This is a genomic window from Micropruina sp. (assembly GCF_047606365.1).
In the GTDB taxonomy this organism is placed as follows: domain Bacteria; phylum Actinomycetota; class Actinomycetes; order Propionibacteriales; family Propionibacteriaceae; genus Micropruina.
Window position 1 is genome coordinate 1 of the sequence record NZ_JASGEN010000165.1, and the last position, 23,172, is coordinate 23,172.

Annotated in this window: 28 protein-coding genes; 17 read left to right on the forward strand and 11 right to left on the reverse strand. The window is 67.2% G+C overall.

What is annotated here, in order from left to right; translation table 11 throughout:
• The first annotated feature begins 498 nt into the window (after positions 1–498).
• From QM624_RS18815 to QM624_RS18835, 5 genes are all read left to right on the forward strand, one after another.
• Positions 499–1,503, forward strand: coding sequence for a LacI family DNA-binding transcriptional regulator (locus tag QM624_RS18815; RefSeq protein ID WP_415094675.1), 1,005 nt, complete (start codon positions 499–501; stop codon positions 1,501–1,503).
• A gap of 124 nt (positions 1,504–1,627) precedes the next feature.
• Positions 1,628–1,762 carry a hypothetical protein gene (locus tag QM624_RS18820; protein ID WP_298129208.1) on the forward strand — a complete coding sequence of 45 codons (135 nt, stop codon included), beginning with the start codon at positions 1,628–1,630 and terminating at the stop codon, positions 1,760–1,762.
• Positions 1,762–2,394: a nicotinate-nucleotide adenylyltransferase gene (nadD, locus tag QM624_RS18825; RefSeq protein WP_415094678.1), complete on the forward strand. Its 633-nt coding sequence runs from the start codon at positions 1,762–1,764 to the stop codon at positions 2,392–2,394. Before QM624_RS18820 ends, nadD begins: the two co-directional genes overlap by 1 nt.
• 22 nt (positions 2,395–2,416) lie before the next feature.
• A complete protein-coding gene (gene rsfS / locus QM624_RS18830; protein WP_415094679.1) occupies positions 2,417–2,824 on the forward strand; it encodes a ribosome silencing factor in 408 nt (135 codons plus the stop codon).
• Positions 2,821–3,438 (forward strand): histidine phosphatase family protein, encoded by a 618-nt coding sequence (locus QM624_RS18835; RefSeq protein ID WP_415094681.1) that lies wholly within the window; start codon positions 2,821–2,823, stop codon positions 3,436–3,438. Before rsfS ends, QM624_RS18835 begins: the two co-directional genes overlap by 4 nt.
• Before the next feature lie 234 nt (positions 3,439–3,672).
• Here QM624_RS18835 and QM624_RS18840 read toward each other — a convergent pair whose 3' ends face one another.
• Positions 3,673–6,372 carry a PEP/pyruvate-binding domain-containing protein gene (locus QM624_RS18840; RefSeq protein ID WP_415094683.1) on the reverse strand — a complete coding sequence of 900 codons (2,700 nt, stop codon included), beginning with the start codon at positions 6,370–6,372 and terminating at the stop codon, positions 3,673–3,675.
• Positions 6,373–6,635: 263 nt separating this feature from the next.
• Here QM624_RS18840 and serB point away from each other — a divergent pair, with 263 nt between their 5' ends.
• The 3 genes from serB (at position 6,636) to QM624_RS18855 (ending at position 10,109) form a co-directional block, all read left to right on the forward strand.
• Complete coding sequence (serB, locus tag QM624_RS18845; RefSeq protein WP_415094685.1) at positions 6,636–7,838, forward strand: phosphoserine phosphatase SerB; 1,203 nt, start codon at positions 6,636–6,638, stop codon at positions 7,836–7,838.
• 183 nt (positions 7,839–8,021) lie between these two features.
• On the forward strand, positions 8,022–9,506 hold the full coding sequence (locus tag QM624_RS18850) for an alkaline phosphatase (protein ID WP_415094687.1): 1,485 nt from the start codon (positions 8,022–8,024) through the stop codon (positions 9,504–9,506).
• A 66-nt stretch (positions 9,507–9,572) separates the two neighbouring features.
• Positions 9,573–10,109, forward strand: a complete 537-nt coding sequence (locus QM624_RS18855; protein ID WP_415094689.1) for a hypothetical protein — start codon at positions 9,573–9,575, stop codon at positions 10,107–10,109.
• Between the two features lie 37 nt (positions 10,110–10,146).
• Here the strand turns inward: QM624_RS18855 and QM624_RS18860 are convergent, their stop codons facing one another.
• Complete coding sequence (locus tag QM624_RS18860; protein ID WP_415094691.1) at positions 10,147–10,476, reverse strand: YciI family protein; 330 nt, start codon at positions 10,474–10,476, stop codon at positions 10,147–10,149.
• Positions 10,477–10,478: 2 nt separating this feature from the next.
• The gene (locus QM624_RS18865; RefSeq protein ID WP_415094693.1) at positions 10,479–11,090 is read right to left on the reverse strand and encodes a dihydrofolate reductase family protein; all 612 of its coding nucleotides are present in this window, start codon (positions 11,088–11,090) and stop codon (positions 10,479–10,481) included.
• A gap of 416 nt (positions 11,091–11,506) precedes the next feature.
• Between QM624_RS18865 and QM624_RS18870 the strand changes: the two genes are divergently transcribed.
• Both QM624_RS18870 and QM624_RS18875 read left to right on the forward strand, forming a co-directional pair.
• A complete protein-coding gene (locus QM624_RS18870) occupies positions 11,507–12,115 on the forward strand; it encodes a M23 family metallopeptidase (protein WP_415094695.1) in 609 nt (202 codons plus the stop codon).
• Positions 12,116–12,213: 98 nt separating this feature from the next.
• The gene (locus QM624_RS18875) at positions 12,214–12,498 is read left to right on the forward strand and encodes an alpha/beta fold hydrolase (protein ID WP_415094697.1); all 285 of its coding nucleotides are present in this window, start codon (positions 12,214–12,216) and stop codon (positions 12,496–12,498) included.
• Positions 12,499–12,538: 40 nt separating this feature from the next.
• Here the strand turns inward: QM624_RS18875 and QM624_RS18880 are convergent, their stop codons facing one another.
• Positions 12,539–12,871, reverse strand: a complete 333-nt coding sequence (locus tag QM624_RS18880) for a hypothetical protein (protein WP_415094699.1) — start codon at positions 12,869–12,871, stop codon at positions 12,539–12,541.
• A gap of 53 nt (positions 12,872–12,924) precedes the next feature.
• Between QM624_RS18880 and QM624_RS18885 the strand changes: the two genes are divergently transcribed.
• Positions 12,925–13,458, forward strand: coding sequence for a helix-turn-helix domain-containing protein (locus QM624_RS18885; protein WP_415094701.1), 534 nt, complete (start codon positions 12,925–12,927; stop codon positions 13,456–13,458).
• A 23-nt stretch (positions 13,459–13,481) separates the two neighbouring features.
• Here the strand turns inward: QM624_RS18885 and QM624_RS18890 are convergent, their stop codons facing one another.
• A complete protein-coding gene (locus QM624_RS18890) occupies positions 13,482–14,384 on the reverse strand; it encodes a LysR family transcriptional regulator (protein ID WP_415094703.1) in 903 nt (300 codons plus the stop codon).
• A gap of 136 nt (positions 14,385–14,520) precedes the next feature.
• On the opposite strand from QM624_RS18890, the gene QM624_RS18895 reads away from it, so the two are divergent.
• Positions 14,521–14,895, forward strand: a complete 375-nt coding sequence (locus tag QM624_RS18895) for a nuclear transport factor 2 family protein (protein ID WP_415094705.1) — start codon at positions 14,521–14,523, stop codon at positions 14,893–14,895.
• 42 nt (positions 14,896–14,937) lie between these two features.
• Here the strand turns inward: QM624_RS18895 and QM624_RS18900 are convergent, their stop codons facing one another.
• Positions 14,938–15,741, reverse strand: a complete 804-nt coding sequence (locus QM624_RS18900) for an alpha/beta fold hydrolase (RefSeq protein ID WP_415094707.1) — start codon at positions 15,739–15,741, stop codon at positions 14,938–14,940.
• Positions 15,742–15,806: 65 nt separating this feature from the next.
• On the opposite strand from QM624_RS18900, the gene QM624_RS18905 reads away from it, so the two are divergent.
• The gene (locus QM624_RS18905; RefSeq protein ID WP_415094709.1) at positions 15,807–16,457 is read left to right on the forward strand and encodes a winged helix-turn-helix transcriptional regulator; all 651 of its coding nucleotides are present in this window, start codon (positions 15,807–15,809) and stop codon (positions 16,455–16,457) included.
• Between the two features lie 110 nt (positions 16,458–16,567).
• Here QM624_RS18905 and QM624_RS18910 read toward each other — a convergent pair whose 3' ends face one another.
• A complete protein-coding gene (locus QM624_RS18910; protein ID WP_415094711.1) occupies positions 16,568–17,512 on the reverse strand; it encodes a DNA-3-methyladenine glycosylase family protein in 945 nt (314 codons plus the stop codon).
• Between the two features lie 64 nt (positions 17,513–17,576).
• Between QM624_RS18910 and QM624_RS18915 the strand changes: the two genes are divergently transcribed.
• Complete coding sequence (locus tag QM624_RS18915; RefSeq protein WP_415094713.1) at positions 17,577–18,020, forward strand: MarR family winged helix-turn-helix transcriptional regulator; 444 nt, start codon at positions 17,577–17,579, stop codon at positions 18,018–18,020.
• A gap of 219 nt (positions 18,021–18,239) precedes the next feature.
• Here the strand turns inward: QM624_RS18915 and QM624_RS18920 are convergent, their stop codons facing one another.
• Positions 18,240–18,620, reverse strand: coding sequence for a VOC family protein (locus tag QM624_RS18920; protein ID WP_415094715.1), 381 nt, complete (start codon positions 18,618–18,620; stop codon positions 18,240–18,242).
• Between the two features lie 88 nt (positions 18,621–18,708).
• On the opposite strand from QM624_RS18920, the gene QM624_RS18925 reads away from it, so the two are divergent.
• Both QM624_RS18925 and QM624_RS18930 read left to right on the forward strand, forming a co-directional pair.
• Complete coding sequence (locus tag QM624_RS18925) at positions 18,709–19,416, forward strand: TetR/AcrR family transcriptional regulator (protein WP_415094717.1); 708 nt, start codon at positions 18,709–18,711, stop codon at positions 19,414–19,416.
• 189 nt (positions 19,417–19,605) lie between these two features.
• The gene (locus QM624_RS18930) at positions 19,606–19,947 is read left to right on the forward strand and encodes a YciI family protein (RefSeq protein ID WP_415094719.1); all 342 of its coding nucleotides are present in this window, start codon (positions 19,606–19,608) and stop codon (positions 19,945–19,947) included.
• A 113-nt stretch (positions 19,948–20,060) separates the two neighbouring features.
• Here the strand turns inward: QM624_RS18930 and QM624_RS18935 are convergent, their stop codons facing one another.
• Together QM624_RS18935 and QM624_RS18940 are read right to left on the reverse strand one after the other, a co-directional pair.
• Positions 20,061–20,711: a hypothetical protein gene (locus tag QM624_RS18935; protein ID WP_415094722.1), complete on the reverse strand. Its 651-nt coding sequence runs from the start codon at positions 20,709–20,711 to the stop codon at positions 20,061–20,063.
• A 7-nt stretch (positions 20,712–20,718) separates the two neighbouring features.
• Positions 20,719–21,264: a VOC family protein gene (locus tag QM624_RS18940; RefSeq protein ID WP_415094724.1), complete on the reverse strand. Its 546-nt coding sequence runs from the start codon at positions 21,262–21,264 to the stop codon at positions 20,719–20,721.
• A 69-nt stretch (positions 21,265–21,333) separates the two neighbouring features.
• On the opposite strand from QM624_RS18940, the gene QM624_RS18945 reads away from it, so the two are divergent.
• A complete protein-coding gene (locus QM624_RS18945; protein ID WP_415094726.1) occupies positions 21,334–22,224 on the forward strand; it encodes a helix-turn-helix domain-containing protein in 891 nt (296 codons plus the stop codon).
• Positions 22,225–22,268: 44 nt separating this feature from the next.
• Here QM624_RS18945 and QM624_RS18950 read toward each other — a convergent pair whose 3' ends face one another.
• Positions 22,269–22,784 carry a hypothetical protein gene (locus QM624_RS18950; RefSeq protein ID WP_415094728.1) on the reverse strand — a complete coding sequence of 172 codons (516 nt, stop codon included), beginning with the start codon at positions 22,782–22,784 and terminating at the stop codon, positions 22,269–22,271.
• Positions 22,785–23,172 lie beyond the last annotated feature (388 nt).

Sequence of the window (23,172 nt, forward strand, 5' to 3'; positions counted from 1 at the left end):
AGTGCACTACCGATCCAGCCGCTGGCTGCTGCTTTCTTGGCTTGGTCCCTGCTGTGTTTGTCTTGAGTGGTGTCAGCCATTGACATTTTCTCTTTCGGACGGGGCCATCGTTGGCCGTGAATCGGGGCTGAATCTGGGGCCAGAAGCCGTGCTGGCAGCGATCGAGGCTGCTTAGCGAGGGACGCGCCGATGCGAGGCGCCCGCCACGATGATGCGTACGTGACTCACGACGACACCGACCGAACGGCCTTCAGCGTCACTGCCATGACAACCCCTGTGAACTCTGCGGCTTCGGTGAGCGAGCTCGCACGTTGCAACTGATTGGGCAAGGGTGGCATATCTTGCGCAAAATGTGCAAGTCTCTTGTCGGGAGCAAACTGTTGAGGGGGCTAAGCCCGCTAGCTATCGCTCATTCTGGTTTGTCTGGCACATTGCGCAAGCGTTGACAGGACTGTGCAAGATAGTCTGTGGTAATCGTCACAGCCGGAAGGAGAACGGATGACCCCGGCACCCACCCTGACCGAGGTGGCTCAGCGGGCCGGTGTGTCCGTCTCGACTGCGTCGAGGGCGTTCAGTTCGCCCGAGCGCATCGGACCGCAGACACTTGCCCGCGTCATCGCGGTGGCCGAGGACATGGGTTATCGCGCCTCGACGCCGATCCGCAAGGGGGCTGAGCTCGCGGCGGGAACCGTCGCTGTCGTCGTGCCCGATATCGGCAATCTGGTCTTTGCCGCGTTCGTCCGGGCCGCGCAGGCCCAGGGATGGCATCGCCGCCAGATGGTGTTGTTGGCCGATACCGGCGGCAGTCCCGACCAGGAGCGGGAAGTGATCACCGAACTGTTGGACCGGGTCGGCTCGCTCGTGGTGTGCTCGCCGCGGCTGCCGGCATCCGAGATCGCCGAGTTGGCGAGCGGCACTCCGGTTGTGCTGGTGAACCGGGCATCGACCGAATGTCACTGCGTGCTCGCCGATTCCGAGACTGGCCTCCGTCAGGCCGTCGACTATCTCGCGGCGCTGAACCATCGACACTTTGCGTATGTTCAGGGCTCTCCGCAGTCGTGGTCGAACGAGCGCCGGGTGGCAGCGATCCAGCAACTGTGCGAGGACCGCGGTATCCGGCTCAGCCTGCTCGGTTGGCAGGAGGAGAGCCTTGCCGGAGGCTACGCCGCAGCGGCTAGCGTGATCGCGACCGGCGCCACTGCCGTAATTGCGCACAACGATGCGGTGGCGATCGGTGTGATGAACGGCGTTCGGGCCATGGGTGTTTCGGTTCCCGACGAGCTGAGCGTGATCGGCATCGATGATTCTCCGCTGGCACGTTGTGCCAGCCCCGCATTGACCAGCATCAGCGTTCCGATAGCCCAGGCGGGCGTGCTCAGCATGGATCTGCTGTTCCGGCCTACCTCGCGCACGCGCCGCATAGAGGAGCATCTGCCCACCCAGCTGGTGGTCCGAGACTCCTCCGGTGCCGCCCCGACCCGTGCGACCCCCGCCGCCGGATGATCGATAGGAGCCGATGTGCGTCGTCTGCTTCTACCGCGTGCCTCAGCCGGGCAGCCACCGATTCCGGACGCGACGGCGGCGGGGTAGTGGCCGAGGTAGCCACGGGGCGGTTAGGATCCCGCGCATGGGTGTTCTCATGGAGACGGCGGCGGCACATGATCCGTACCTGCCGTGGGTCATCGGAGGATCGGTCTTCCTCCTGCTGATGATCGGTCTGCGGGTTGTGTGGGGCGTCGGTAAGAGCCGTCCGCACAGCTGATGACCAATACCGGGCTTGCCTGGACCGATGACGGCTCCAGGCACCGACGCCTGGGTGTGATGGGCGGCACCTTCGACCCGATCCATCACGGCCACCTGGTGGCCGCCAGTGAGGTGGCCGCGAAGTTCGCCCTCGACGAGGTGGTGTTCGTACCCACCGGGCAGCCCTGGCAGAAGGCGCATCGTGAGGTGTCGCTGCCTGAGGACCGCTACCTGATGACGACGATCGCGACGGCCTCCAACCCGCGTTTCTCGGTGAGCCGCGTCGACATCGACCGTCCGGGCTCCACCTACACCCTGGACACCCTGCGCGACCTGCGCAGTCACTACGGCGAGGCCGTCGACCTGTTCTTCATCACCGGTGCCGACGCGCTGAGCCAGATCCTGACCTGGCACGGTGTGCTGGAACTCTTCGAGTTGGCTCATTTCGTGGGGGTGACCCGGCCCGGCACCACGCTGGGTGAGACCGACATCGAGCATCTGCCGCCCGACAAGGTGACGTTGCTGGAAGTGCCGGCGCTGGCCATCTCGTCCACCGACTGCCGCAACCGGGTCAAGGAGCAGTTGCCGATCTGGTACCTGGTGCCGGACGGTATCGTGCAGTACATCGCCAAACGCGGCCTCTACCGCTAGACCTCGCCGAACCGGGAGCCAGATGACTGCAACAGACCACGCGATCGCGCTGACCCGCGTCGCCGCACGTGCGGCGTCCGACAAGCTGGGTGACGATCTGGTGGCCTTCGATGTGTCCGAGGCGTTGGCGATCACGGACGTCTTCCTGATCGTCAGCGCGTCCAACGACCGTCAGGTCGGTGCCATCGTGGACGCCGTCGAAGAGGCGCTGCTGGCCCAGGGAACCAAGCCGGCCCGCCGCGAAGGACACGGCGAGAACCGCTGGGTGCTGCTCGACTTCATCGACGTGGTGGTGCACGTGATGCACTCCGAAGAGCGGGCGCTGTACGCACTCGAACGGCTCTGGCGGGACTGCCCGCCGATCGCCCTGGACGACGCCGAGACGGACCTGGCCGAGGCCGCCGCCGGCACGCCGCGCACCGACTCGTGACGGCGGCACGCGTCGTCGTCTGGCGACACGGCGAGACCGGCTGGAATGCCGAGGGTCGCTACCAGGGCCAGGCGGACGTCCCGCTCAACGAACGCGGACGTGGCCAGGCGGTCGCGGCGGCTCTGCGCATCGCCGAGTTGCGACCCGACCGCATCGTCTCCTCCGATCTGCAGCGTGCCGCCACGACGGCGGGTCAGTTGGCCAAATGCACCGGCCTCGACGTCGAACTCGAACCGCGACTGCGTGAGATCAACGTCGGTGACTGGGCGGGCATGACCAACGCCGAGGTGTACGCCGCCCATCCCGACTTCGCCACAGCACTCCAGGCCGGACGGGACGCGCGCCGCTCCGCGACCGGCGAGACGGGTGCCGAGGCGGGCGCGCGGGTCGCCGAGGCACTGCTGGATATCGCCGAGGCCAGCCCGGACGGCTCCACCGTGGTGGTGGTCGGCCATGGCTTCGCACTCCGGGTGGCGACGGTCTTCTTGCTCGGTCTGGATTATGCGCACAACCTCACCCTGGGCGGGCTGTGGAACGCCTCCTGGTCGGTGCTGCAGCCGGCCGGTGCCAGTTGGCGGCTGCTGTCGTACAACAACGTCGCCGGCGGGGTCTGAGCTTTCCCCTGCGTGGGTGCGTGGGGAGATCCCGGCGTTCGCCGGGATGACGATGCTCTCGTCATCCCGGATTTACCCGTCATCCCGGACTTGATCCGGGATCTCGACGAGTTCGATCACCGAAGGGTCTCCACAAGCTCGATCACCGAGGGGTCTCGACAAGCTCGACCAACGGGGCGGCAGGCTCAATCAAGAGGGTCTCGACAAGCTCGACCAACGGGGCCGCGGGCTCGCTCAGGAGGGTCTCGACAAGCTCGACCGGCGGGAGTTGCGTAGTCGTAGCCAGAGCACCAAGCCGGTGGTGGCGACGGCGCCCGCAGCCCAGGGGAGCCAGGTGGGAAGCTGTCGGGTGACCTGCGCCGAGGGTTCCTCATCCTCGTCGAGATGAACCGTTCCGGTGCCGCCGTCGACGACGATCACGTCGCCGGTGTGGATCCGTTTGGTGGCGTTCCCGGTGCCCAGCACGGCGGGAATGCCGTACTCGCGGGCGACGATCGAACCGTGGCTGAGCACGCCGCCGATGTCGGTGACCACCCCGGCTGCCAAAGCGAACAAGGGTGTGTAGGCGGGGGTTGTGATCGAGGCGACCAGGATCTCGCCGGGCTGGAACGCGGCGAAGTCCTCGGGGCCGGTGAGCACCCGGGCGGGTCCGGTGACCCGTCCGCCGGAGCCACCGGTGCCCTTGAGTACCGGGCCGGTTTGGTTGCCGTCGCGGGCCGGCATCATGTCGTCCATCAGGGCCATCCAGCGCGACACCGGCAGGTACTGCGGCGGGGTGGCCAACTGCTGCCCGCGCCACTCCCGACGGCGTTGTTCGATGGCTGCCCGGTGGTCGGTGGCCAGGGGAGTGCCGGCGTCCAGGGCGGCGGCATCGGCGTCCGCCTCGGCCGCGGTCAGCCAGAACACGTCGTCGGGTTGTCCGACAACCTCGGCCGCGGCGAGCCGTCCGCCGAGTTCGCGCAGCAGCCGGCGCAGCGTCGGCCAGGCCAGACCCATCGCCGCCAGCGCGTCCTCACGGATCGGCGCCCACTGCTGTGCCGCCTTCAAGCTGGCGGTGGCCGCCTTGCGACGCACCGGGTCGAGCCGCGCCGTCAGCTCGTGGGTGAGCTGTTCGCGTCGCTCGGACGCCTGGCGCTGCCGCTGGGCGGGGTCGGCGCCCCGGCCGGCGATGGCGTGCTTGAGCGACTCCAGCACCGGTGTCGGGTCGTCGGCGGGGACGGCGTTGGCGAAGTCCAGGTTGTAGATGGTGTGGCCGAACTCCTTCAGGTGCGCGGTCAGCCGGTCGCTGAACGCCGTCCAATCGGTTGGCGCGACGCCGTCCGGAGGTACGCCGAACAGCTCATCAGCGGGAAGTCGATCCAGTGCATCGGCCAGCCCGGGCACCGTCCGGCACCAGACGCCCAGCGCATGCAGCGACTTCTCCGACCGCAGCGGCGTCGAGTCGAAGCCGAGCAGGAAATCGGACGCCTGTGGCTCGCCGTCCCGGCGCAGCAACGCGTTGTAGAGGCCCGTCCAGGTCAGCTCGCTGGTGGCCGCCACCGGGATCACCATCTGCACGTTGCTGTAGTAGATGCAGGCCGCCCCCAGCAGCGCGCGGACGGCTTCCAGCAGCTCGGACGCCGGCAGCGCCGACGGATCGCGATCGACCCAGCGGCCGACCGCGTCCTGGTAGTCGGGCAACGCATGGTCACGCCACCGCCGCAGCACGAGATCGTGATGCGCGATGATCCGGAACGCGGCCGGGGTCAGCCCGACGAGCCGGTTCATCGCTTTGCGGCTGTAGTCGTAGTAGGCGTACCCGTTGATGGTCGGGAAGTCCATGTCGAGGCCGGCCAGACTCTCGGCGAAGCTGCTCATCAGCCGATCGAGCCCCACCGGCACGGCGACCCGGATCAGGTCGGCGAATAGCGGGGTGAGCGGGTCGGGCAGCTGCTCGACGATGCTGGCCCGGAAGTACAGGCTCTCCGGCCGGGGCAGCGGCCACTCGGTCGGCACGTCGCCGATCGGTTCGGGCAACGCGGTGATCGGACGGGCCTGCACCAACTGGAAGGTGCCGTCGGCGAAGGTCCATTCGATGTCCTGCGGGCAGTCGAAATGCTGCTGCACCCGCTCACCCAACGCCGCCAACTCCAGCACCTGGGCGTCGGTGAGGGTGGCTCGCGACGCCTCGGACGCCGGCGTCGCGACCTGCTCGGAGCCGCCGTCGGTACGAACCGTCATCACCTTCTTCTCGGCGATCCGCCGGGACGCGATGGGCTCCGACTGGCTGCGGTCGACCACGTACTCGTCGGGCTCGACAAGGCCGCCGACGATCGCCTCGCCCAACCCCCAGGCGGCGGTGATCACGGTCTGCTCACGGCGTCCGTTGGCCGGGTTGGCGGTGAACATCACCCCGGCCACCTCGGCGGGCACCAGGCGTTGCACCACCACCGCGATGCTTAGCCCGGCCGCGTCGTCGTGACTGGCCCGTTCGCGGTAGGCCACGGCGCGCTCGTTCCACAGCGACGCCCAGCAGCGACGGACGGCGTCCAGCACCTGCTCGGTGCCGGTGATGTTGAGGTAGGTGTCCTGCTGGCCGGCGAAGCTGGCTCCGGGCAGGTCCTCGGCGGTCGCCGACGACCGGACGGCCACCGGCCCCTCACCGAGCCGGCGGTAGCTCTCGGTCACCGCGTCGGCGATGTCGGCGGGCATCGTGGCCTCACCGAACAGGGCACCGACGGACTCAGCGGAATCGGCGGCGGTGAGGCGGGCGTCCAGGTCGTTGGCGGCGACGAAGGCGTCATAGGCGGCGGTGGTGACGACGAAGCCGTCCGGGACCGGGAAACCGGCCCGGATCAGTTCGCCGAGGTTCGCGCCCTTGCCGCCGGCGATAGGGAGGTCGGTGGCGGACAGGTCGCCCAGCGGGGTGACCAACGAAAGATGACGTTCGGTCATAGTCGGAGTCTAGGAGCGCTGGGCACGGATGGATCCTGCCAATCCGGACCACCATCGCCGGTTGAGCTTGCCGAAACCCCTGCCGCTGGTTGAGCTTGTCGAAACCAGGTCGCGACAAGCTCGATCAACGGACCACCGCCGCTGGTTGAGCTTGTCGAAACCTCTGATCTCGAGAAGCTCGATCAACGGGGCAGCACTGTGAGCCTTCGTCCGCCCCCGCCGCCAGGAATCGAGCGATCTCGCATGCGTGGAAGAATCCGGTTGTGAGCGATGCGACCTATTCGTTGGCGGCGACCATCACCGGCAGCGATGCCCCCGGGTTGCTCGACCGGCTGATGGCCGCGGTCGCGGGCAGCGACGCCGAGATCCTCGACCTGGAACAGACCGTGGTGCGCGGCAAGTTGAGCATCGGGTTGTTGGTGGCGACGGCCCCGGAATCCGCGATGGCTGTCGCCGATCATCTGGCCGGCACCTGCGCGCGACTCGGGCTCAGCGTCGCCATGTCGGAGGGGGTCGGTGACAACCCGACCCGGTACAACCGCACCATCGTGACCGTTCTCGGACGTCCGCTGCTGACCGCACACCTGGCCACCACCGCGCGGGCGATCGCCGACCTGGGCGGCAACATCGACCGGATCCGCCGGCTCTCCCGGACGCCGCTCACCACCGTCGAACTGTGGGTGTCGAGGGTGGACGCCGCTGAACTGCGTCCGGCCCTCGCACAGGCGGCGGCCAGTGCCGGCTTCGACGTCTCGGTTTCGGCCGCCGGGCTGGCCCGGCTCGGCCGCCGCCTGGTCGTGATGGACGTCGACTCGACGCTGATCCAGGACGAGGTGATCGACCTGATCGCCGCGCATGCCGGACGCCAGGAGGAGGTCGCGGCCATCACCGAGAGTGCGATGCGTGGCGAACTCGACTTCGCCGAAAGCCTGCGCCGCCGGGTTGCGGCGCTCGAGGGGTTGCCGGTCGGTGTCCTGGACGAGGTGCGCGCCGCCGTCCGGCTGACCCCGGGTGCTCGGACCCTGGTCGCCACCCTGCGTGACCTGGGTCTGTCGATCGGTGTGGTGTCCGGCGGCTTCATCGAGGTGGTGGCGCCGCTGGCCGCCGAACTCGGCATCACCTATGCCCGGGCCAACGAGCTGGAGGTGGCCGAGGGTCGGCTGACCGGCCGGATCGCCGGGCCCATCATCGACCGAGCCGCGAAGGCGGCGACACTGCGTGAGTGGGCCGAGGTCGAGCACCTGCCCCTGGCCAGGACCATCGCCATCGGCGACGGCGCCAACGACCTCGACATGCTGGCGGCGGCCGGACTGGGCATCGCGTTCAACGCCAAACCTGCCGTCCGGGCGTCCGCTGACACCTCGCTCAACGTGCCCTATCTGGACGCCGTCCTCTTCCTGCTCGGGCTGACCCGCGAAGAGGTGGAGGCTGCCGCGGCGTTGCGTGGCACCGACCCCCTGCACTGACCCGACGTCCGCTCCCGGCGGAGGTTTTGGCCCCTTCCGGCGCGTGGCTACTGGACGCTTGCCCCAACCTGTCGCTTAGCCGTCACCGGCCGTTCACCTGACGCTCCGGGGGTGCTCGCCCGGCTTCCATAGCGTCCTTCAGGTGCAGAGCCGCACTTCCACCCCACGACACCTGGGAGCAGCATGAAGAGAACGAAGATCCTGGCCGCGAGCCTGGCGGTCGGGGCCGTCCTGGCGGGCTCCGTCACGATGGCGACGCCGGCCGAGGCGCATCCACGGCAACGGGGCGTCCAGAACGTCATCTACCTGCTGGGTGACGGCATGGGCCGCACCCACGTCACGGCGGGCCGGGAGCGCTTCTACGGAGCCGCCGGACGCCTCAACATGGAGACGATGCCGGTCCATGGCTTCGTCCGCACCTACTCCGTGCTGGAGAACTCGGGCCAGCCCGGGCAGCGCGACTTCAAGCCGAACCTGGTCACCGACTCGGCGTCGTCCGCCACCGCCTGGGCGTCCGGCGTCAAGACCTACAACGCCGCGCTCGGCGTCGACGCGAAGGGCAAGGTCAAAGCCACCGCGATGGAACTCGCCAAGAAGGCGGGTTACCGCACCGGCAACGTCAGCACCGCCGAAATCACCGACGCCACGCCCGCCGGGCAGGCCAGCCACGTGCTGATGCGTGGCTGCCAGGGCCCGACCTACTCGGCGGCCTCCTGCCAGAATCTCGACATCACGGGCACAGAGCTGCCGACCGATGACATCCGGGTCACCCCGGTGGCCAAGCAGATGGCTCGCAACGGCACCGCCGACGTCATCCTCGGCGGCGGGCTCGCCCGTTTCGACGCCGCTGACGAGAAGGCGCTGACCGATCAGGGCTACCAGGTTCTCTCCTCGCCCACCGATCAGCAGGTGGCCACCCGTGCCGACCTGCGTCGCGCTCGCGGCGGCAAGGTCTTCGGACTCTTCAACCGCGGCAACCTGACCGTTGAGAAGGCGAAGGCCGACAACCCGTCGGCACCGCAGGCGAAGGAGCCGACGCTGGCCGAGATGACCACCAAGGCCATCTCGCTGCTCGACAACTCCAAGGGACGGCACGGCAAGGGCTTCTATCTTCAGGTGGAGGGTGCGCTGATCGACAAGCGCTCGCACGCCAACGATGCGGCGCAGACCCTCGGCGAGATCAAGGCGTTCGACGACGCGGTCAAGGTGGCGCTCGACTTCGCCAAGCGCGACGGCAACACCCTGGTGATCGTGACCGCCGACCATGAGTGCGCCGGCTTCAACATCATCGAGAAGGGCACCTTCACCAACGCCGAGGCGGCCAACCCGCCGGTGAACGTCGACGCCGGCAACCCGGCGAACAACTCGAACCCGTCGCGTCCTGCCGGCAACACCAAGGACACCTCGCGCTCCACCGGCATCGTCAACGGCGAGGGCGCGAACGATCCGCACAACTTCGCACCGGCCACGTTCCGCACCGCCGACGATCCTCGTGGCGTCAAGGACGGCACCCCAGAGGCCAGCCTCTGGCTGACCTATCTCTCGGGCAACCACACCGGTGCCGACGTCCCGATCTACGCCTACGGCCGGGGCTCGGAGCAACTGCAGGGCACCGTCGAGAACACTGACCTGTTCCGCATCGTCACCCGCGCGTTGCGCGTCGCCTGACCGACCCACGACGGACGGGGCGGGGCCGGCTGGCCCCGCCCCGCACCCTTCCTTCAGGAGATCCGCTTGTCCCGTCCGCACAACCTCACCTCGGCCCTCGTGGCGACCGTCGCCCTGCTCAGCCTTACCTCCGCCTGCGCCGCGCCACCGTCGTCCGAGGCTCCCGCGTCCCCGGCTCCGGTGAGCGAGCCGGCCTCCGCCCCGGAGCCGGCTCCCACCTCAACCCAGACCCCGATGCCCGGTCTGCAGACGGCACGTCCGACCGAGGGCCAGGTGGTACTCGTCGACGGACCGTTCAACGACCGGTTCCACATCGATGGCCTTGCATTCGACGGCGCGCGGGTGACCGGTGAGGTGGTGGTGACCAGCGACGTCAGCGAGATCATCGACCTGCAGGTGCAGGTCGGTTTTCATGACGCCAAAGGCACCCTGATCGGGACGGCCAGCTTCGACCATCACGGTCATGGCCACGACGAGTCCGACCATGCCACCCACTCCCCGGAGGATCATCCGTCGGTCGCGTTCGAGATCGCGGTGCCTGCGCACCTCGCCGGTGCGGCGGTCTCGGCCACTGTCGGAGTGCCGGTGCTGGTCAACGAGTAGGTTTCCCGGCCCGATTCGTTCGCGACCCGGGTCGTGCTCACCCGGCGAGGACCTGGCGGAGCTCGAGCCTGCGGTTGCAGGCTTTCGAGCCCTCCGTCATCAGCGCCAACGCCACCTCGAGGTCGGGAGCTTCGATGATCCAGAAGCCGGCGGCCCACTCCTTGGTTTCGACGAACGGTCCGTCGGTGATCACCGGTGTGTCGCCGCGTCCGTCGATCACGGTCGAGGACGTCGGATCGGTCAGCCCGGCGGCGAACACCCAGTGGCCGCCGGCACGAAGCTTGTCGTTGAACGCGTCGATGGCGACCATCTCGTCGGCGGTGCCCGAGTTGCTGCGGCTGTCGATCACATTGACCAGATACTGCATGATCAGATCTTCCTCTCGTCGGTGCTCCGAAGTCGCGGCCCGACACCCTCGGGAACTGCCCGGTGGAGGTGCGGAACGTAGACGAGCTTCTGCGTCCGGCCGTCCAGCACGGTCGATTCGACGAGTTCCAGATCGAACTCGGCGCCGTTCTGGAAGAGCGAGGCCTCGCCGGCCCGGCCCGTGATGGCGGGGAACATCATCACTTCCAGTCGGTCGACCAGGCCTGCCGCGAGGAGCGCACGGTTGAGCGAGATACTGCCGTGCGAACGCATCGGGACATCTGTGGTGCGCTTCAACCTGTCGATCGCCGTCACCGCGTCCTCGTTGAGGACGGTGGAGTTCCGCCAGCCCAGCGGCGGCTCGAGCGTGCTGGAGAAGACGATCTTGGGCAGCTCGTTCAGGCGGTCGTAGTACGGCTCGTCAAAGGCCACCACGAACTTCCGGAACTCCCGGAAGGTGGTCGCCCCGAAGACGAGCACCTGGTCCTGCGCGAAGGTGCGCACCCGGTCGTCGATCAACTCGGGACCCTCCTTGCCCCAATACCCGGGCCATCCGCGGGCCGAGCCGTAGCCGTCCAGGCTGCAGAAGAAGTCGACGGTCAGTGTGCTGCTCATGGTGCTGCTCCCTTTGCTTAGTGCCCCCCGGTCGGTGGCCTTCTCCACTGCTACGAACGGGGCGGATGCGATGCGACACTCCGCCGGAGTTCTTCGTGGGATCCGGCAGGCGCAGCCGCGCAGCGGTCGTTGGGGCCCGCGAAGCTCGACCTGCCGAAGCGGGTTTCCTCCGTCGATGAAGAGCCGACCCTGAGGCGTGAGCGCGGCAGCGATTCGTGCTCGTGCCTTCGCCCCGGCCTCTGGGTGAGCCAGAGTGAATGTCGGTTCACCGGCCCGATGCGCTTGGCGGCTCCTTTCCTGCGTGGCTTCATCAAGCAGTCCCGGCAGCACATGCAGGACTTCAAGGCCTTCGCTGAAGCTGGAACGGACGTCCGAGAAGCGGAAGAGTGGGTGGATCGAGTCGGGAGAATGGCGACATGAGCGGTTCCATCGATCTGACGTACCCGTTCACGGGTCGTTGGCTGGTGCAGAACAGCCCGGCCAACCGGGTGCCCAGCCACGGCACCCGCGCCTTCGCGACCAGCTATGCCATCGACTTCGTGCCCGTCACCGACAGCGGCCGCAGCGCCCCCTTCACCCTGCGCTCCCTGGTGCGCCCGGAGCCGCCGGAGCGGTTCCCCGGCTTCGGACGCCCGATCCTGGCACCCCTGGACGGGACAGTCGTCGCCGCCTACGACGATGCCGCCGACCACGCCGCCTACCGCGGACTGCCGTCCGTCGGCTATGCCCTGACCCAGCAGCGCCGGGCCGCGATGGGTTGGACTGCGCTGGCCGGCAACCACGTCCTCATCGAGCGGGACGGCACGGTGGTGGCGCTTTGCCACCTGCAGCGCGGCAGTGTCCAGGTGCGGCCGGGCCAGCGGGTTGAGGTCGGTGACGTGATCGCCCGGTGCGGCAACTCCGGCAACAGCACCGAACCGCACCTGCACCTCCAGGCGATCGACCGTCCCGGCATCGCGCACGCCCAGGCCGTGCCGCTCACCTTGCACGGAGCGCTTCCCTCCAACGGTGAACTCGTTCCGTGACAGAACGGAAGCTGGCTGGCGCCCGCGTTCGCACTGAGGTACCTCGGCACGCCGTGGAAAGGCTCGTCGGTCCTGGTCGAGGTCAGCAAATCGAATCAATGCACGAATCGGAACCTGTGATCGCCGAGGGCGACCTCAGCACCTTGTCAATGCCCGTTCTCGTCGTGCTCGGCGATGACGACGAGGTGCGCTTCGAACATGCGATCAGAATGTATGAAGCACTCCCTGATGGTGAGCTGGCGATCCTGCCCCGATCCACCCACGGCTTGATCGTGGAGAAGCCTGCCCTGCTTGCCCAGTTGATCCGTGATTTCCATGCGCCGGACAAGAACAACGGCGTCGCGCCCATCCGTCGAACAGCGTCAAACGAGGTTCGCGCGTGATCCATCCACGGCGCACCGGACGCTTCGGCCCGTACAGCGGTCAGCTTGAGACGTCGTCCATGGAGAAGACGTAGTAGCTGTGGCCGGGAGCGGTGATCTCGGCGACGCGTCCACCCGGGATCTCCTGGACCTCGCCGGCGGCCAGTTCGGGGTGTGCTGCGAGCCAGGGCAGGAGGTCGTCCACCAGATACATCGGGCCGGCGCCGCCCCAGCCGGGCTCGTCGTCGAGCATGAGTTGCGTCTCGACCCCCGGCATCTGCAGGGCGATCGTGTGCTCGCCCTCGCGCCAGGCCTCGTCCCAACCCAGGCTCAGGTAGTGCTGTGCCGCGGCGGCCAGGTCGGCGACGGGCTGAAAGTAGAACGTCAGAAACATGAGCGGCCTCCGTAATCCGATTACGTCAATCTAAACGTCACTATAGTGACCGCATGCGTGCATGGCTACCCGTCCCGGGGACGACGACCGGGCGACTCATCGCCGCAGCGTTGACCCAGTTCGGTGCGCACGGGTTCGCCGGCGTCAATGTCGCCGACATCGCCCGGGAGGCCGGTGTGACCACGGGCGCGCTCTATCACCACTTCGGAAGCAAGACCGCGCTGTGGGGCATAGTCCGGGCCGATGTGGAGCAGCGGGTACTCGATCGCATCGAGGGCGCAGCTGCCGTCGTCCCGGTCCGTTCACTCGCCGAACTCGCGCCGGCGATCCTGGTGGGCTTCGACTATCTCGTCCGCACCGAGTATGCGCGGCTGCTTGCCGAGCCCGCCCACCCGGACGCCGCGATCGACGAGCCCGACGACGATCGAGTGGCCACCATGATCGACAACCTGCTGCACGACACCGGTGCCACCGTTGGCCCCTATGCCGCTGCAGCGTGGCGAGCGGCGCTCCTGCGGTCGACGCGCGGGTCTCGCGAGTCCGCGACGGCCCGGGCCGGGCTCGAGCGCCTGCTGACCGGACGGTGACTGGTTGTGTCAGTGATCGGAGGTCACCGGTGCTGCCACTCCGCCCGAGCGTTGCCAGCCCGCGGAAGGACGTGTTCCAGGAGTGCTTGAGCGGCGTGGCTGGGCCGCGGTTGCCAAACCAGGCCGAACTGGGATCTCGCTCGGTCATCGCTGATCGGGATGGCCGTCACGGCGTCCCAGCCTTCTGCGGTGGTGGCGCTGACGACACCGATTCCGATACCCCGGCTGGCGAGCATCTGCACGTAGGCGGGGGATGAGACCTCCCAGCGCGGCTGAATGCGCCGGGCGTCCGCACGGGCCAGGACGCCGTCCAGTGCGGCGCGCGCACCGGTTCCGGGCGGGAGGGCGATCAGGTCGGCATGGGCCAGTTGGTGAGGGCGGATGCTCTTCCTCGCGCGCCACGGATGGTCCTCGGCGACGACAGCCACGAGCGGGTCGTCGACGAGGATCACCGTTTGCACACCCTCGGGCGGCTCGCCGGACCAGGCCGCCACGGCCAGATCCGCCAGCCCGTCTCGCACCTCGGCGAGGAGTTGGTCGGAGTTCCCCTCGTGGAGGCGCAGGTCGATGCCGGGATGCTGGCGGTAGATGGCTCCGAGCGCGTCGAACAGCGGCGGCCAGATGAGCCCGGTGACCGTGGCGACACGCAGTGACCCGGTGACGAGCCCGCGGATGTCATTCGCCGCTCCCGTGACGTCGTCGACTGCGGCGATCGCCGCTCTGGCATACGGGAGGAGTCGCTGTCCGGCCGGAGTGAGTGTGACCCGTCGGGCGGAGCGGTCGATGAGGACGACGCCGAGTTCGCGTTCCAGCTTCTGCAACTGGGTGCTGACCCCGGACTGGCTGATCCGGACCGCCTCGGCCGCAGCCGTGAACGTGCCTTCGTCCACCACGGCGAGGAAGTAGCGAAGCTGGTGCAGTTCCATAATCGGCAAGAATAGTAATCATCTTGATCTGCTGTTGGACAGATGGCCAGGGGCGGCGCAGGCTGGAGATGTCAGGGACGGTGGAACCTGTGGGCACCCCGCGGGTGATCCCCGACCCGTGCTGAAGGAAGGAATCATGGATCACACCGAAGCCACCCGCGCAGCCGTCACCACCTACTTCGAGGCGTGGCGAGATCGAGACTTCGACCGCTTGCGCACAGTGTTGGCGCCCGACGTCCAGTTCGTCGGCGTGATGGGTACCGCCAATGGTGCGGACGAGTGCGTCGCCGGTTTGCGGGGGATGGCCGAGTCGATCATGACTGACCTCACCCTGCACGCCCGTGTCGTCGAAGGAGCGGACGCCATCAGCTGGTTCGACCTGCACGCCGCCACGACCGACCCGATACCGACCGCGAACTGGAGCCATGTCGAAGACGGCCTCATCACCCGCATCCGGGTCACCTTCGACCCGCGCCCCCTGTTCGCGGGCGCCGGCGGCGACGGATCATAAGAAGCCGCGCGCCCGGTGCCTGAGCCGTATCGACGAACCGGTTCATTCGGCGTAGAAGTCGCTCAGGATCGGCCCGAGGGCGGCCGGGTCGGGGATGTGCCCGGTGAGCTCGATCGTTGCTCGGCGCGCGTTCGGGAGGCTGGCGGCAGTCGCATCGGCGGCGGCGCCGAAGAAGTCAACGGGTAGCCCGGCCATGTGTGGGTCGATCGTCACCCCGGTCGTGAGGAGTACTGGCTGCGCCACCGAGGCGAGCCGGTCTGCAGGAGGCGGACCGTCGCCCAGGCAGGCCGCGTCGTATCGCAGCGTCGGAGCCAGTGCGCGCAGCGCATCCCAGACCGGGTCGGTTCCCGCGGCCGGGATCTGCTCCATGGGAGCGCCGGCGAGCCGCATGAACAGACGCAGTGCCTCGTCGCGGTCGTCGGCGTTGAGCGCGGCGTCGAGATCGGCCCGGTAGCTGCGCCAGGCGGTCAGCATCTCGTCGCTGAGCTGGTACGGCACTTCGTGAATCGCGATCCGGTCGATCGGCAATCCTGCGGCGGCTGCCTCCAGGGCGAGCGCGCCGCCGGAGGAAGCGCCGAACAGGTGTGCTCGCCCGCCGATCGCTTCGATGACGGCCGCGAGATCCTCGATCTCGCGCTGCATCGCGTACGGCTGGGTGTCACCGCTGTCGCCGCGCCCACGGCGCCGGTAGCTGATGACGGTGAACCGATCCGCGAGGTGCCGGCCCAGCGGGAGGTTCTCCGCGCCGTCGTCCAGACCGCCGCTGACCAGGATGACCGCGGGACCGCCCTCGCTGAGGGCGTCGTAGCCGATGGCTGTGCCGTCGGGCGATGTCACGTGAGGCATGCCGGCTCCTTTCGATACTCCTACATTAGGAGTGGATAGTTCTGAATCTACAGTACGATCGACGCATGCGCACCTACCGAGACTTGTGCGGGATCGCCCGGGCACTCGACATCGTCGGCGAGCGATGGGCGCTGCTGGTCGTGCGTGAGCTGCTGTTCGGGCCGAAACGGTTCGCCGACCTGCATCGCGGCCTGCCCGACATGAGCCAGAACGTGCTCACCCAGCGACTGCGTGAGTTGGAGGAATCCGGCGTGCTGACGCGACGGCGCTCGCTGCCTCCGACGTCCGGCCTGGTCTACGAGCTGACCGATCGCGGACGGGGTCTCGAACCGGTGCTGCTGGCACTGGGTCGTTGGGGGAGCCCGCTCCAGCCGGGGCCGGAATCCGCCAGCGAGCTCAGCCCGGACGCCCTGGTCGTCGCGCTGCGCACCACCTTCGACCCGTCTGCAGCTGGCGACCTAGACGGAGTCGTACAGCTCGAGCTGCCGACCGACGCCTTTGTGCTCACCGTCCACGACGGACAGCTCGACGTCGCCCGCGGGCAGGTCACCGCCGACGCGGTTCTGACCTGCTCCGTCCGCACGATCCAAGACCTGGTCTTCGACGCGCGTCCCCTTGAAGACGCCGTACACACCGGAGACGCAACCGTCGAGGGCGACGCCGCCTTACTGAAGCGCCTCCTGGGGGCCTTCGACGACCATCGCGTCGAGGAGTGACGGGGTCCACGTGGTCTCGAGCAGGGTGAGGCCGGCAGCGAGGCCCCGCTGTAGCAGAGCCGGCAGGGATCGCTCTCACGCCACCGGGCACCCGCGGTGCTGAGCGGTGGCTACTTCTGTTTCGCGAAATCCGGCGGTGGGACGTCTCGCGCGGTTGCGCCTCGCGCGATCTCGTGTGTCTCGTCTTCGAGCCAGCGGCGGATGAGCAGGGCCACCCAGCTTCGGTAGGGCTGCCAAGCCTGGGCGATGCGCTGGTGTTCTGCAGGGTCGTCGGTGCCGTAGAGCGCCGTCATCGCCCTGGCAAGGCGTGGCTCGTTGGCAGGGAACAGATCCGGTGCCCCGGCGCCGCGCACGAGGATCAGTTCGGCGGAGAAGGGCCCGATCCCGGGCAGCCGTTGCAGCTCGGCTGAGGCGTCGGCCGGAGGCATGCTGAGCAGGTGCTCGGAGTCCAGCGCCCCTTCGACGGCGGCGCGTGCGATGCCGGTGAGCGTCTCGAACTCGCGGGCGGGTAGGCCGGAGACGGCTGTCAGGCCGAGTACGGTCTCGGGGCCGGGGAAACTGTCCAGCACCTGCCCACCGGGGAAGGCGGTGCGGCGTCCGAACTGCTCGGAAAGGTGCTGCTTGATCGTGGCGGCCTGAGTGATCCGGATGCGATGCCCGATCGCCGCCCACGCAGCGGCCTCCCATGGGGTGGGGAACTGCACGGGGCGGAGCCCCGGATAGCGGCGCCGCAGGTGCTCGACGACCGAGTCTCGGCCTCCGATCGCGACGAAGGGGTCACTGTCGACGTGCAGGTTGAGGATGCGTATCAGGTTCGTCCGGATCGCATCGTCGCCCGCGCCGGTTGGGTTGGTGACGACCTGTGCGCTGATCGTGTCGCCGTCCTCGCGGAGTCGGACGCCGACCGGCTGCCAGGTGCGATCGAGTGCGAAGGCGAGGTTCAACGCGGGCGCCTCTTCGCCACCCTGGCTTGCGGCGAAGTTCATCACGAAGCGGCTGCCGGCCGCCAGGGAGAACCCGGCCGGTCGGGGGAGTGCGAGGTGCTGTCCGGTCATGATCCGCTCCTCTCATCTAGAATGTCAGTGTGCTGACATGGAGATTCTATGTCAGAATGCTTACATGGTCAAGACTTCGCGGCCGCTGAGCACCGTGATCGGCTACCGACTCAAGGAGGCGGAATCCGTGCTGCGCGCGCGCATGGACGCGGCGCTGCGCCCGCTCGGCCTGACCACCCCGCAATACGCCTGTCTCGAGTTGCTCGCCCGCAACCCTGGCTGGTCCAACTCCGACCTTGCCCGGGGGGCGTTCGTGACCCGGCAGACGATGAACACATTGATCCGAGCGCTTCAGCAGCGAGGACTCATCGACCGCGCACAACAAGCGCCGACCGGACGCGCACTGCCAACGACGCTGACCGCCGAGGGCGAGCGGCTGCTGGATCGGGCGTCCGGAGCGATCGACAGCATCGAGCACGACATGGTCAGTGCGCTCGACGACAAGCAGCGTGAGGAACTCCATCGCTCGCTCACGCTCTGTATCGAAGCGCTCCGCCCGAAGGGCTGATGCCGCGCGATCAGCGCCGGGGTCGCTGTTTCCCTGGCGCGGAGGCACCAGCTTGAGCGTCAAGGCGCCGCGGTGCTGCTGACAGCAGCGCCCCGTCCGGTTGCGTCCACGACGCGATCATCGCCAACGCCGACCGGGCTGCGCGCGCTGACACACGATCGGCCTCGACCGACAGACCAGGAATCGTGCCACGTGAGCGCGCCCGCTGGTCAGGGCATGTCAGTCGACCCACTGCACGAGTTGCCAGATGAGCCCGTTCGGGTCCGCGAACTGGCAGTAGCGTTCGCCCCACGGCTCGGTCTCTGGCGGTGTCACAACGCGGGCTCCAGCCTTCTCGATCCGCTTGAACTGCTCGTCGAGATCGTCCACCACCAAAACGAGTAGCAGGCCCTGGCCAGCCGGTCCGGCGATCTCGCTCGGCTTGAAGGTAGCCAGGCCGGTCGTCAGGAAGATGAGGTTGGGGCCGGCTGTGGCGTGCTGGAGCGACACGAACCCGTCTGCTGCCATTGCTTCCTCGTAGCCGAAGTGCGTCTTCGCGAACGACGCCGATGCGTCGATGTCGGAGACGTTGAGCGAGACTGCGGTTTGAGTGATGTTCACGCGAGCTCCTAGGTAAAACTATGTACGGCGTACAGTGTATCAAAGCCGGAGAGAAGGTTCCGAAGTGCCGAGACCGCTAATTGACCTGATGTGGCGAGATAGCCCGGGCGTGCCGGGTGGTGGTCGCCGTGGCCCGAAAGCCCGCTACTCGACCGGCGACATCGTCAGCAAGGCCATCGACATCGCAGACGCGGGCGGCCTCGCCGCGGTCACCGTCCGGAAGCTCGCTCAGGCCCTCGATATGACGGCGATGTCGGTGTACACCCACGTCAACAGCCGCGATGACCTACTCGTGCTGATGGTTGACCACGCGTACGCGCAGATGCCCAAGGCGTCGTTCGGACGCTCAGCGTGGCACACGCGCGCGCGCCGTGTCGCCGAGGACAACCTTGCCCTTCTCTGCGCTCATGCCTGGCTGCTCGACATCGACGACCCGAGGACAGCGCTCGGCCCAGGTTCCATCGCCAAGTACGATCACGAGCTCCGTGTCTTCGATGGCACGACCCTCAGCGACCTCCACCGCGACGCTGCATTGACGTTCCTGCTTGACTTCGTGCGATCCTCGGCCGACAGGATCGTCAGGACGCCGCTGGCGGTCCCGGATTTCGGTGCCTTTTGGGAACAGTCAGTTCACCGTCTGGCGAACTATCTGGGGGAGGATTTCCCGCTCGCTCAAAGGGTCGGGGGTGTCGCCGGCGAGGCGATGAACGCGCCCTACGATGCCGTGCAGGCGTGGGAGTTCGGGCTGGCTCGGGTGATCGCCGGTCTGGCAGGACTCATTTCTCAGCCCACCTGACCCGGAGTCGCGCCGCTGCCGGAGTGCCTGACGCACCTGGGGCATCCGTCCTCCAAACCGGTCGCGAATCTTCAAGACACCACTCCCAAACCGTCGATAGCGTGGGTCTTGTGAATGACGATAAGTCGCCCGTTGCAGGGGTCGCCGGTGACCACGCGACATTCACCCGTAAATGAAGAGGGGCCGACGATGAGCCAGTACATCATCTATTTCAATCAGCAGTGGGTGGGCGATCATAGCGAGGAGTGGTTCGCCAGTCGCGGGCCGCTCGCGAAGGCGGCCATGGATGAGATGCGGGATGCCGGGGTGTTGATCTTTGCCGCCGGCGTAGACGAAGACCTGGATGCGGCCATCACGGCGGATGGCACAAGCGGCACGTTGGAGTTCCGCACAGGACTGTATGCCCCATCGGAGCAGTTCATCGGTGGGATGACGATCATCGATGTGGCAGACAAAGAGGCCGCGCGGATGTGGGGCGGCAGGGTGGCGGAGGCCTGCGGCTGGCCGCAGCAGATCCGGCAGGTCTACTGAGCGCGGTCGGCAGAGTGCGCCCCGATCGAGTTCGGCACCACCGTCGACGAGCACGGCTGTGCAACTTCCACCCTGACCGACAGCGACAGCGACAGCGGCGTGTACGGATCACCTCAAGGAGCATGCGGCTGCTGGCCATGTCGCAGCGCAAGAAGCGCACCCCAGACGGCGAGCGTCACGCCTGCCAGCACGTTCCACCACTGTGAAGTGAGCCAGGGAAACGCGCCGACGACGAACACGATCGCGGCGAGAACGCCCAAACCTCTCGCCAGCCGGGTGAATCGTGGCTGCCAGCTGAGTGAGACGGCAGCAACGGCAAATGCCAGCATTGCCAAGTGCAACCCACCGTAGGTTTCGCTCACGATGAGCGCAGTGGCGTCGGCCGACAGTTCGATCCCGAATACCGGGTACACCAGTCGACCAAGCGAGAGGAGCATAACGACGAGTGCGACCTGAGCCGTCAGGAACGCGGCGAGACCGATCAGCCCCCGGGCGGTACTCGCGGCATCCCTCCTTGCGTACCGGCCCAATAATCCGGCGCACCAGCTGAGCACAGCGAAGAACAGCAGCTCATCGGCCCACATCAACTGCATTCGCCCTTGCTCGACCCAGGCAACGATTTCCGTAGGCTCCGCGGGTACGCGCGGGAGTAATGCGATCAACACGAGCGCAACAGCGGCCAACTGCGCTCCGACAGCGAACAGCACCCCGTTTAACTGCGTCTGTGTAGCCTTGCCCTGCGCTTCACCGCGGCTGTGGCCCACCGGTTCGTTAGGCCTTGCTTGCCCCGGTTGCGATCTGTTCATTCGATGTTTCCTGTGCCTTTGCCCATTGCTCGACTCGTTGCGCACTTTCTTCATCGCTGAGGTCTTCAACACGGGTCATGATCGACCAACGAACCCCGAATGGATCACGGATTGATGCGTAACGGTCGCCAGAGACAAACGTCGTGAGCGCTTCCCGAATCGTCGCACCAGCAAGTGCTGCACGCTCGACAACAGCGTCAGCGTCCGCACAGTACAGGCCGATCGAGTAGCAATCGCTGTCTCCCTCGGGAGGCGGCACTAACCCGAAGGCAGCGTTCGGTTCGCCGATCTGCAGGTGCCCGTTGCCGAAATCGAGCTCCGCGTGCACGACGACGCCGCCCATCTCAGTGAGATCCGAAACGCGCGCACCGAAGACCGAGTGGTAGAACTCTGCGGCCTCAGCGGCGCGAGGAATGGCAAGGAAGGGTGTCAGGCTGGTGAAACCGTGCGGCACACCGGCGATCGTGTGGTCACCGGTGACGCCTGTCCGAGCGGAGTTATTGTCGTTCATAGCCCTCACGCTATTGACGGGTTGGGCGTGGTTTCTTGAAGATTTGCGACCAGTCCGAAGGGAGAGTGGATGCCCCAGGTAATCAGCGGACGTGGCGTGCTTTACCCGACGCGGCTGCCGACGTTCCAACGTGTCGCGCCGCCGACCGAGCTGGCTGACCTCATCCGATGGTTCTGGATTCCGCGTTGGGACCTCCCGCCGGGGCCCTCGTCGCGGCAGCATGTGCTGCCTTTCCCCGCATCCAATCTCGTGGTCGAGCCGAACGGCGTGACCCTCCAGGGGCCAACGACGCGGGCCTCGTATCGCGACCTGCGCGGGAGGGGTTGGGCTGTCGGAGCATTGCTGCGCCCCGCGGCGGTTGGCTCGCTGTGCGACGAGCCCAGCAGCATCCGCGACCGCACAATCACCATCGACGCGCCTGAGTTGCACGCTGCGGTTGTCACCGCAATGCAGGGCGCGGACGAGACGGATGCCGCCGCACACGCAGCTGCGGCATTTGCCAGCTGGGCAGAGGCTCGGGTGACTCCGGCCGACGAGGGCGGACTGCTGGCAAACACCATTGAAGACCTGATTGCGTCAGATTCGCAGATCGTACGAATCGACCAGATCGCGAAGCTCATCAACATCAGCGCGCGGCACGTTCAGCGCGTGACCCATCGCTACGTCGGAGTTCCGCCCTTGGCGGTCATCCGCCGCTACCGCCTGCAAGAGGCCGCCGAGCGGATACGCGAAGACAGATCACTGACGATCGGTCAGGTCGCAGCCGACGTTGGGTATGCCGATCATGCGCACCTCACGCGCGACTTTCGCCAGGTTCTTGGCCTTGCACCCGTTGACTACCGCCGCGGACTCCGCCCCCAAGCACAGAGCGACGCAGTCCGCCTTCGGCTCGCGCCGCAAGCATGCCGAAGCCAGACGGCCGCAGATAACCAGCAAGGCCCGAACCTCAACCAACATTGACGTTGGCAAGGGTTCGAGCCTTGTGCGTACGGTGGAGCTAAGGGTCAGCCGCGCTTGGTGCCAGGCGGTAGGTACTCGCCGCCGAGCTTGTCCGCGATCGCGCCCAGCTTCTTGGTCGTGAAGCCCTTCGAGTAGGACGTCCAGTCGCCGGTGATCGTCGCCACGAAGTCGTCGCCGATGATGATGCGATTCGAGTCGGTAGACCGGAAGGGCACATTGGGATCGAACTCGAGAGGGTCGCCCGGGTATGTCCGCACGGTCAGCTCTGTGCCTGGGGTGTCAGCATTGTCCTGCCAACTGCAGGACGCGTACCTGTTGCCATAGACATCCTCTTCGCCGGCCTCAGCCTGAGTCTTGCAGGACCGATCGCCGAACTGCTTGATGAGGTCCACAGGTTTGCGTGGGTCGGGCAACTCTGGCTCGCCCCCCGGTTCGGCTTCCTCTGGCGTGGAGACTGCCGACGTCGATGCAACCTCGGTCGGAGGTGCCGCCGGAGTGGAGGCGGAGCAGCCGCCCAGCATGAGCAGTGCGAGTAGGGCAAGGATGGCCTTGTGCCTCATGGCCGGATGCTAGCGGGCGGCGGAGTTCACGCGAGAGGGCTTCATTGCGAGCTGCCCCATATTTGCCCCACGCGCCCCGGCGGCCATTCTCGGAATCGGGGTTCCCACCGTAGTCAACGGCCGGTTCGTACGGTGGAGCTAAGGGTGTCTGGGTTCACGACATAGGTCACAGGTGATAGGTCGCTCATGGAGCCTGTCAAGTTTTTTGTGTAAGGGAGCGGCGCTCGGTTTCTATAGGTAGGGCTGGATTCGGTCGGGGTAGGCGTGAGGTTGACCCCGGAATCCGGACAGGTGGTTGTTTGGTCAGGCGGCTTTCGGGGCCGTCTGGGTGACCTGTCGGGCCAGGTGGTGCTCGTACTGTAGCGGGCTGATGTAGCCGATGGCGGAG

What these genes read in the sequence shown, in the direction of transcription:
- QM624_RS18880 (WP_415094699.1), bottom strand. Translation starts at nt 12,871, where the DNA reads ATGTTTCTGACGTTCTACTTTCAGCCCGTCGCCGACCTGGCCGCCGCG.
- QM624_RS18890 (WP_415094703.1), bottom strand. Translation starts at nt 14,384, where the DNA reads ATGGAACTGCACCAGCTTCGCTACTTCCTCGCCGTGGTGGACGAAGGC.
- QM624_RS18860 (WP_415094691.1), bottom strand. Translation starts at nt 10,476, where the DNA reads ATGCAGTATCTGGTCAATGTGATCGACAGCCGCAGCAACTCGGGCACC.
- QM624_RS18945 (WP_415094726.1), top strand. Translation starts at nt 21,334, where the DNA reads ATGCCCCAGGTAATCAGCGGACGTGGCGTGCTTTACCCGACGCGGCTG.
- rsfS (WP_415094679.1), top strand. Translation starts at nt 2,417, where the DNA reads ATGACTGCAACAGACCACGCGATCGCGCTGACCCGCGTCGCCGCACGT.
- QM624_RS18820 (WP_298129208.1), top strand. Translation starts at nt 1,628, where the DNA reads ATGGGTGTTCTCATGGAGACGGCGGCGGCACATGATCCGTACCTGCCG.
- QM624_RS18815 (WP_415094675.1), top strand. Translation starts at nt 499, where the DNA reads ATGACCCCGGCACCCACCCTGACCGAGGTGGCTCAGCGGGCCGGTGTG.
- QM624_RS18925 (WP_415094717.1), top strand. Translation starts at nt 18,709, where the DNA reads ATGTGGCGAGATAGCCCGGGCGTGCCGGGTGGTGGTCGCCGTGGCCCG.
- nadD (WP_415094678.1), top strand. Translation starts at nt 1,762, where the DNA reads ATGACCAATACCGGGCTTGCCTGGACCGATGACGGCTCCAGGCACCGA.
- QM624_RS18910 (WP_415094711.1), bottom strand. Translation starts at nt 17,512, where the DNA reads ATGACCGGACAGCACCTCGCACTCCCCCGACCGGCCGGGTTCTCCCTG.
- QM624_RS18865 (WP_415094693.1), bottom strand. Translation starts at nt 11,090, where the DNA reads ATGAGCAGCACACTGACCGTCGACTTCTTCTGCAGCCTGGACGGCTAC.
- QM624_RS18900 (WP_415094707.1), bottom strand. Translation starts at nt 15,741, where the DNA reads ATGCCTCACGTGACATCGCCCGACGGCACAGCCATCGGCTACGACGCC.
- QM624_RS18840 (WP_415094683.1), bottom strand. Translation starts at nt 6,372, where the DNA reads ATGACCGAACGTCATCTTTCGTTGGTCACCCCGCTGGGCGACCTGTCC.
- QM624_RS18885 (WP_415094701.1), top strand. Translation starts at nt 12,925, where the DNA reads ATGCGTGCATGGCTACCCGTCCCGGGGACGACGACCGGGCGACTCATC.
- QM624_RS18930 (WP_415094719.1), top strand. Translation starts at nt 19,606, where the DNA reads ATGAGCCAGTACATCATCTATTTCAATCAGCAGTGGGTGGGCGATCAT.
- QM624_RS18875 (WP_415094697.1), top strand. Translation starts at nt 12,214, where the DNA reads ATGCACGAATCGGAACCTGTGATCGCCGAGGGCGACCTCAGCACCTTG.
- QM624_RS18950 (WP_415094728.1), bottom strand. Translation starts at nt 22,784, where the DNA reads ATGAGGCACAAGGCCATCCTTGCCCTACTCGCACTGCTCATGCTGGGC.
- QM624_RS18895 (WP_415094705.1), top strand. Translation starts at nt 14,521, where the DNA reads ATGGATCACACCGAAGCCACCCGCGCAGCCGTCACCACCTACTTCGAG.
- QM624_RS18905 (WP_415094709.1), top strand. Translation starts at nt 15,807, where the DNA reads ATGCGCACCTACCGAGACTTGTGCGGGATCGCCCGGGCACTCGACATC.
- QM624_RS18940 (WP_415094724.1), bottom strand. Translation starts at nt 21,264, where the DNA reads ATGAACGACAATAACTCCGCTCGGACAGGCGTCACCGGTGACCACACG.
- QM624_RS18870 (WP_415094695.1), top strand. Translation starts at nt 11,507, where the DNA reads ATGAGCGGTTCCATCGATCTGACGTACCCGTTCACGGGTCGTTGGCTG.
- QM624_RS18915 (WP_415094713.1), top strand. Translation starts at nt 17,577, where the DNA reads ATGGTCAAGACTTCGCGGCCGCTGAGCACCGTGATCGGCTACCGACTC.
- QM624_RS18850 (WP_415094687.1), top strand. Translation starts at nt 8,022, where the DNA reads ATGAAGAGAACGAAGATCCTGGCCGCGAGCCTGGCGGTCGGGGCCGTC.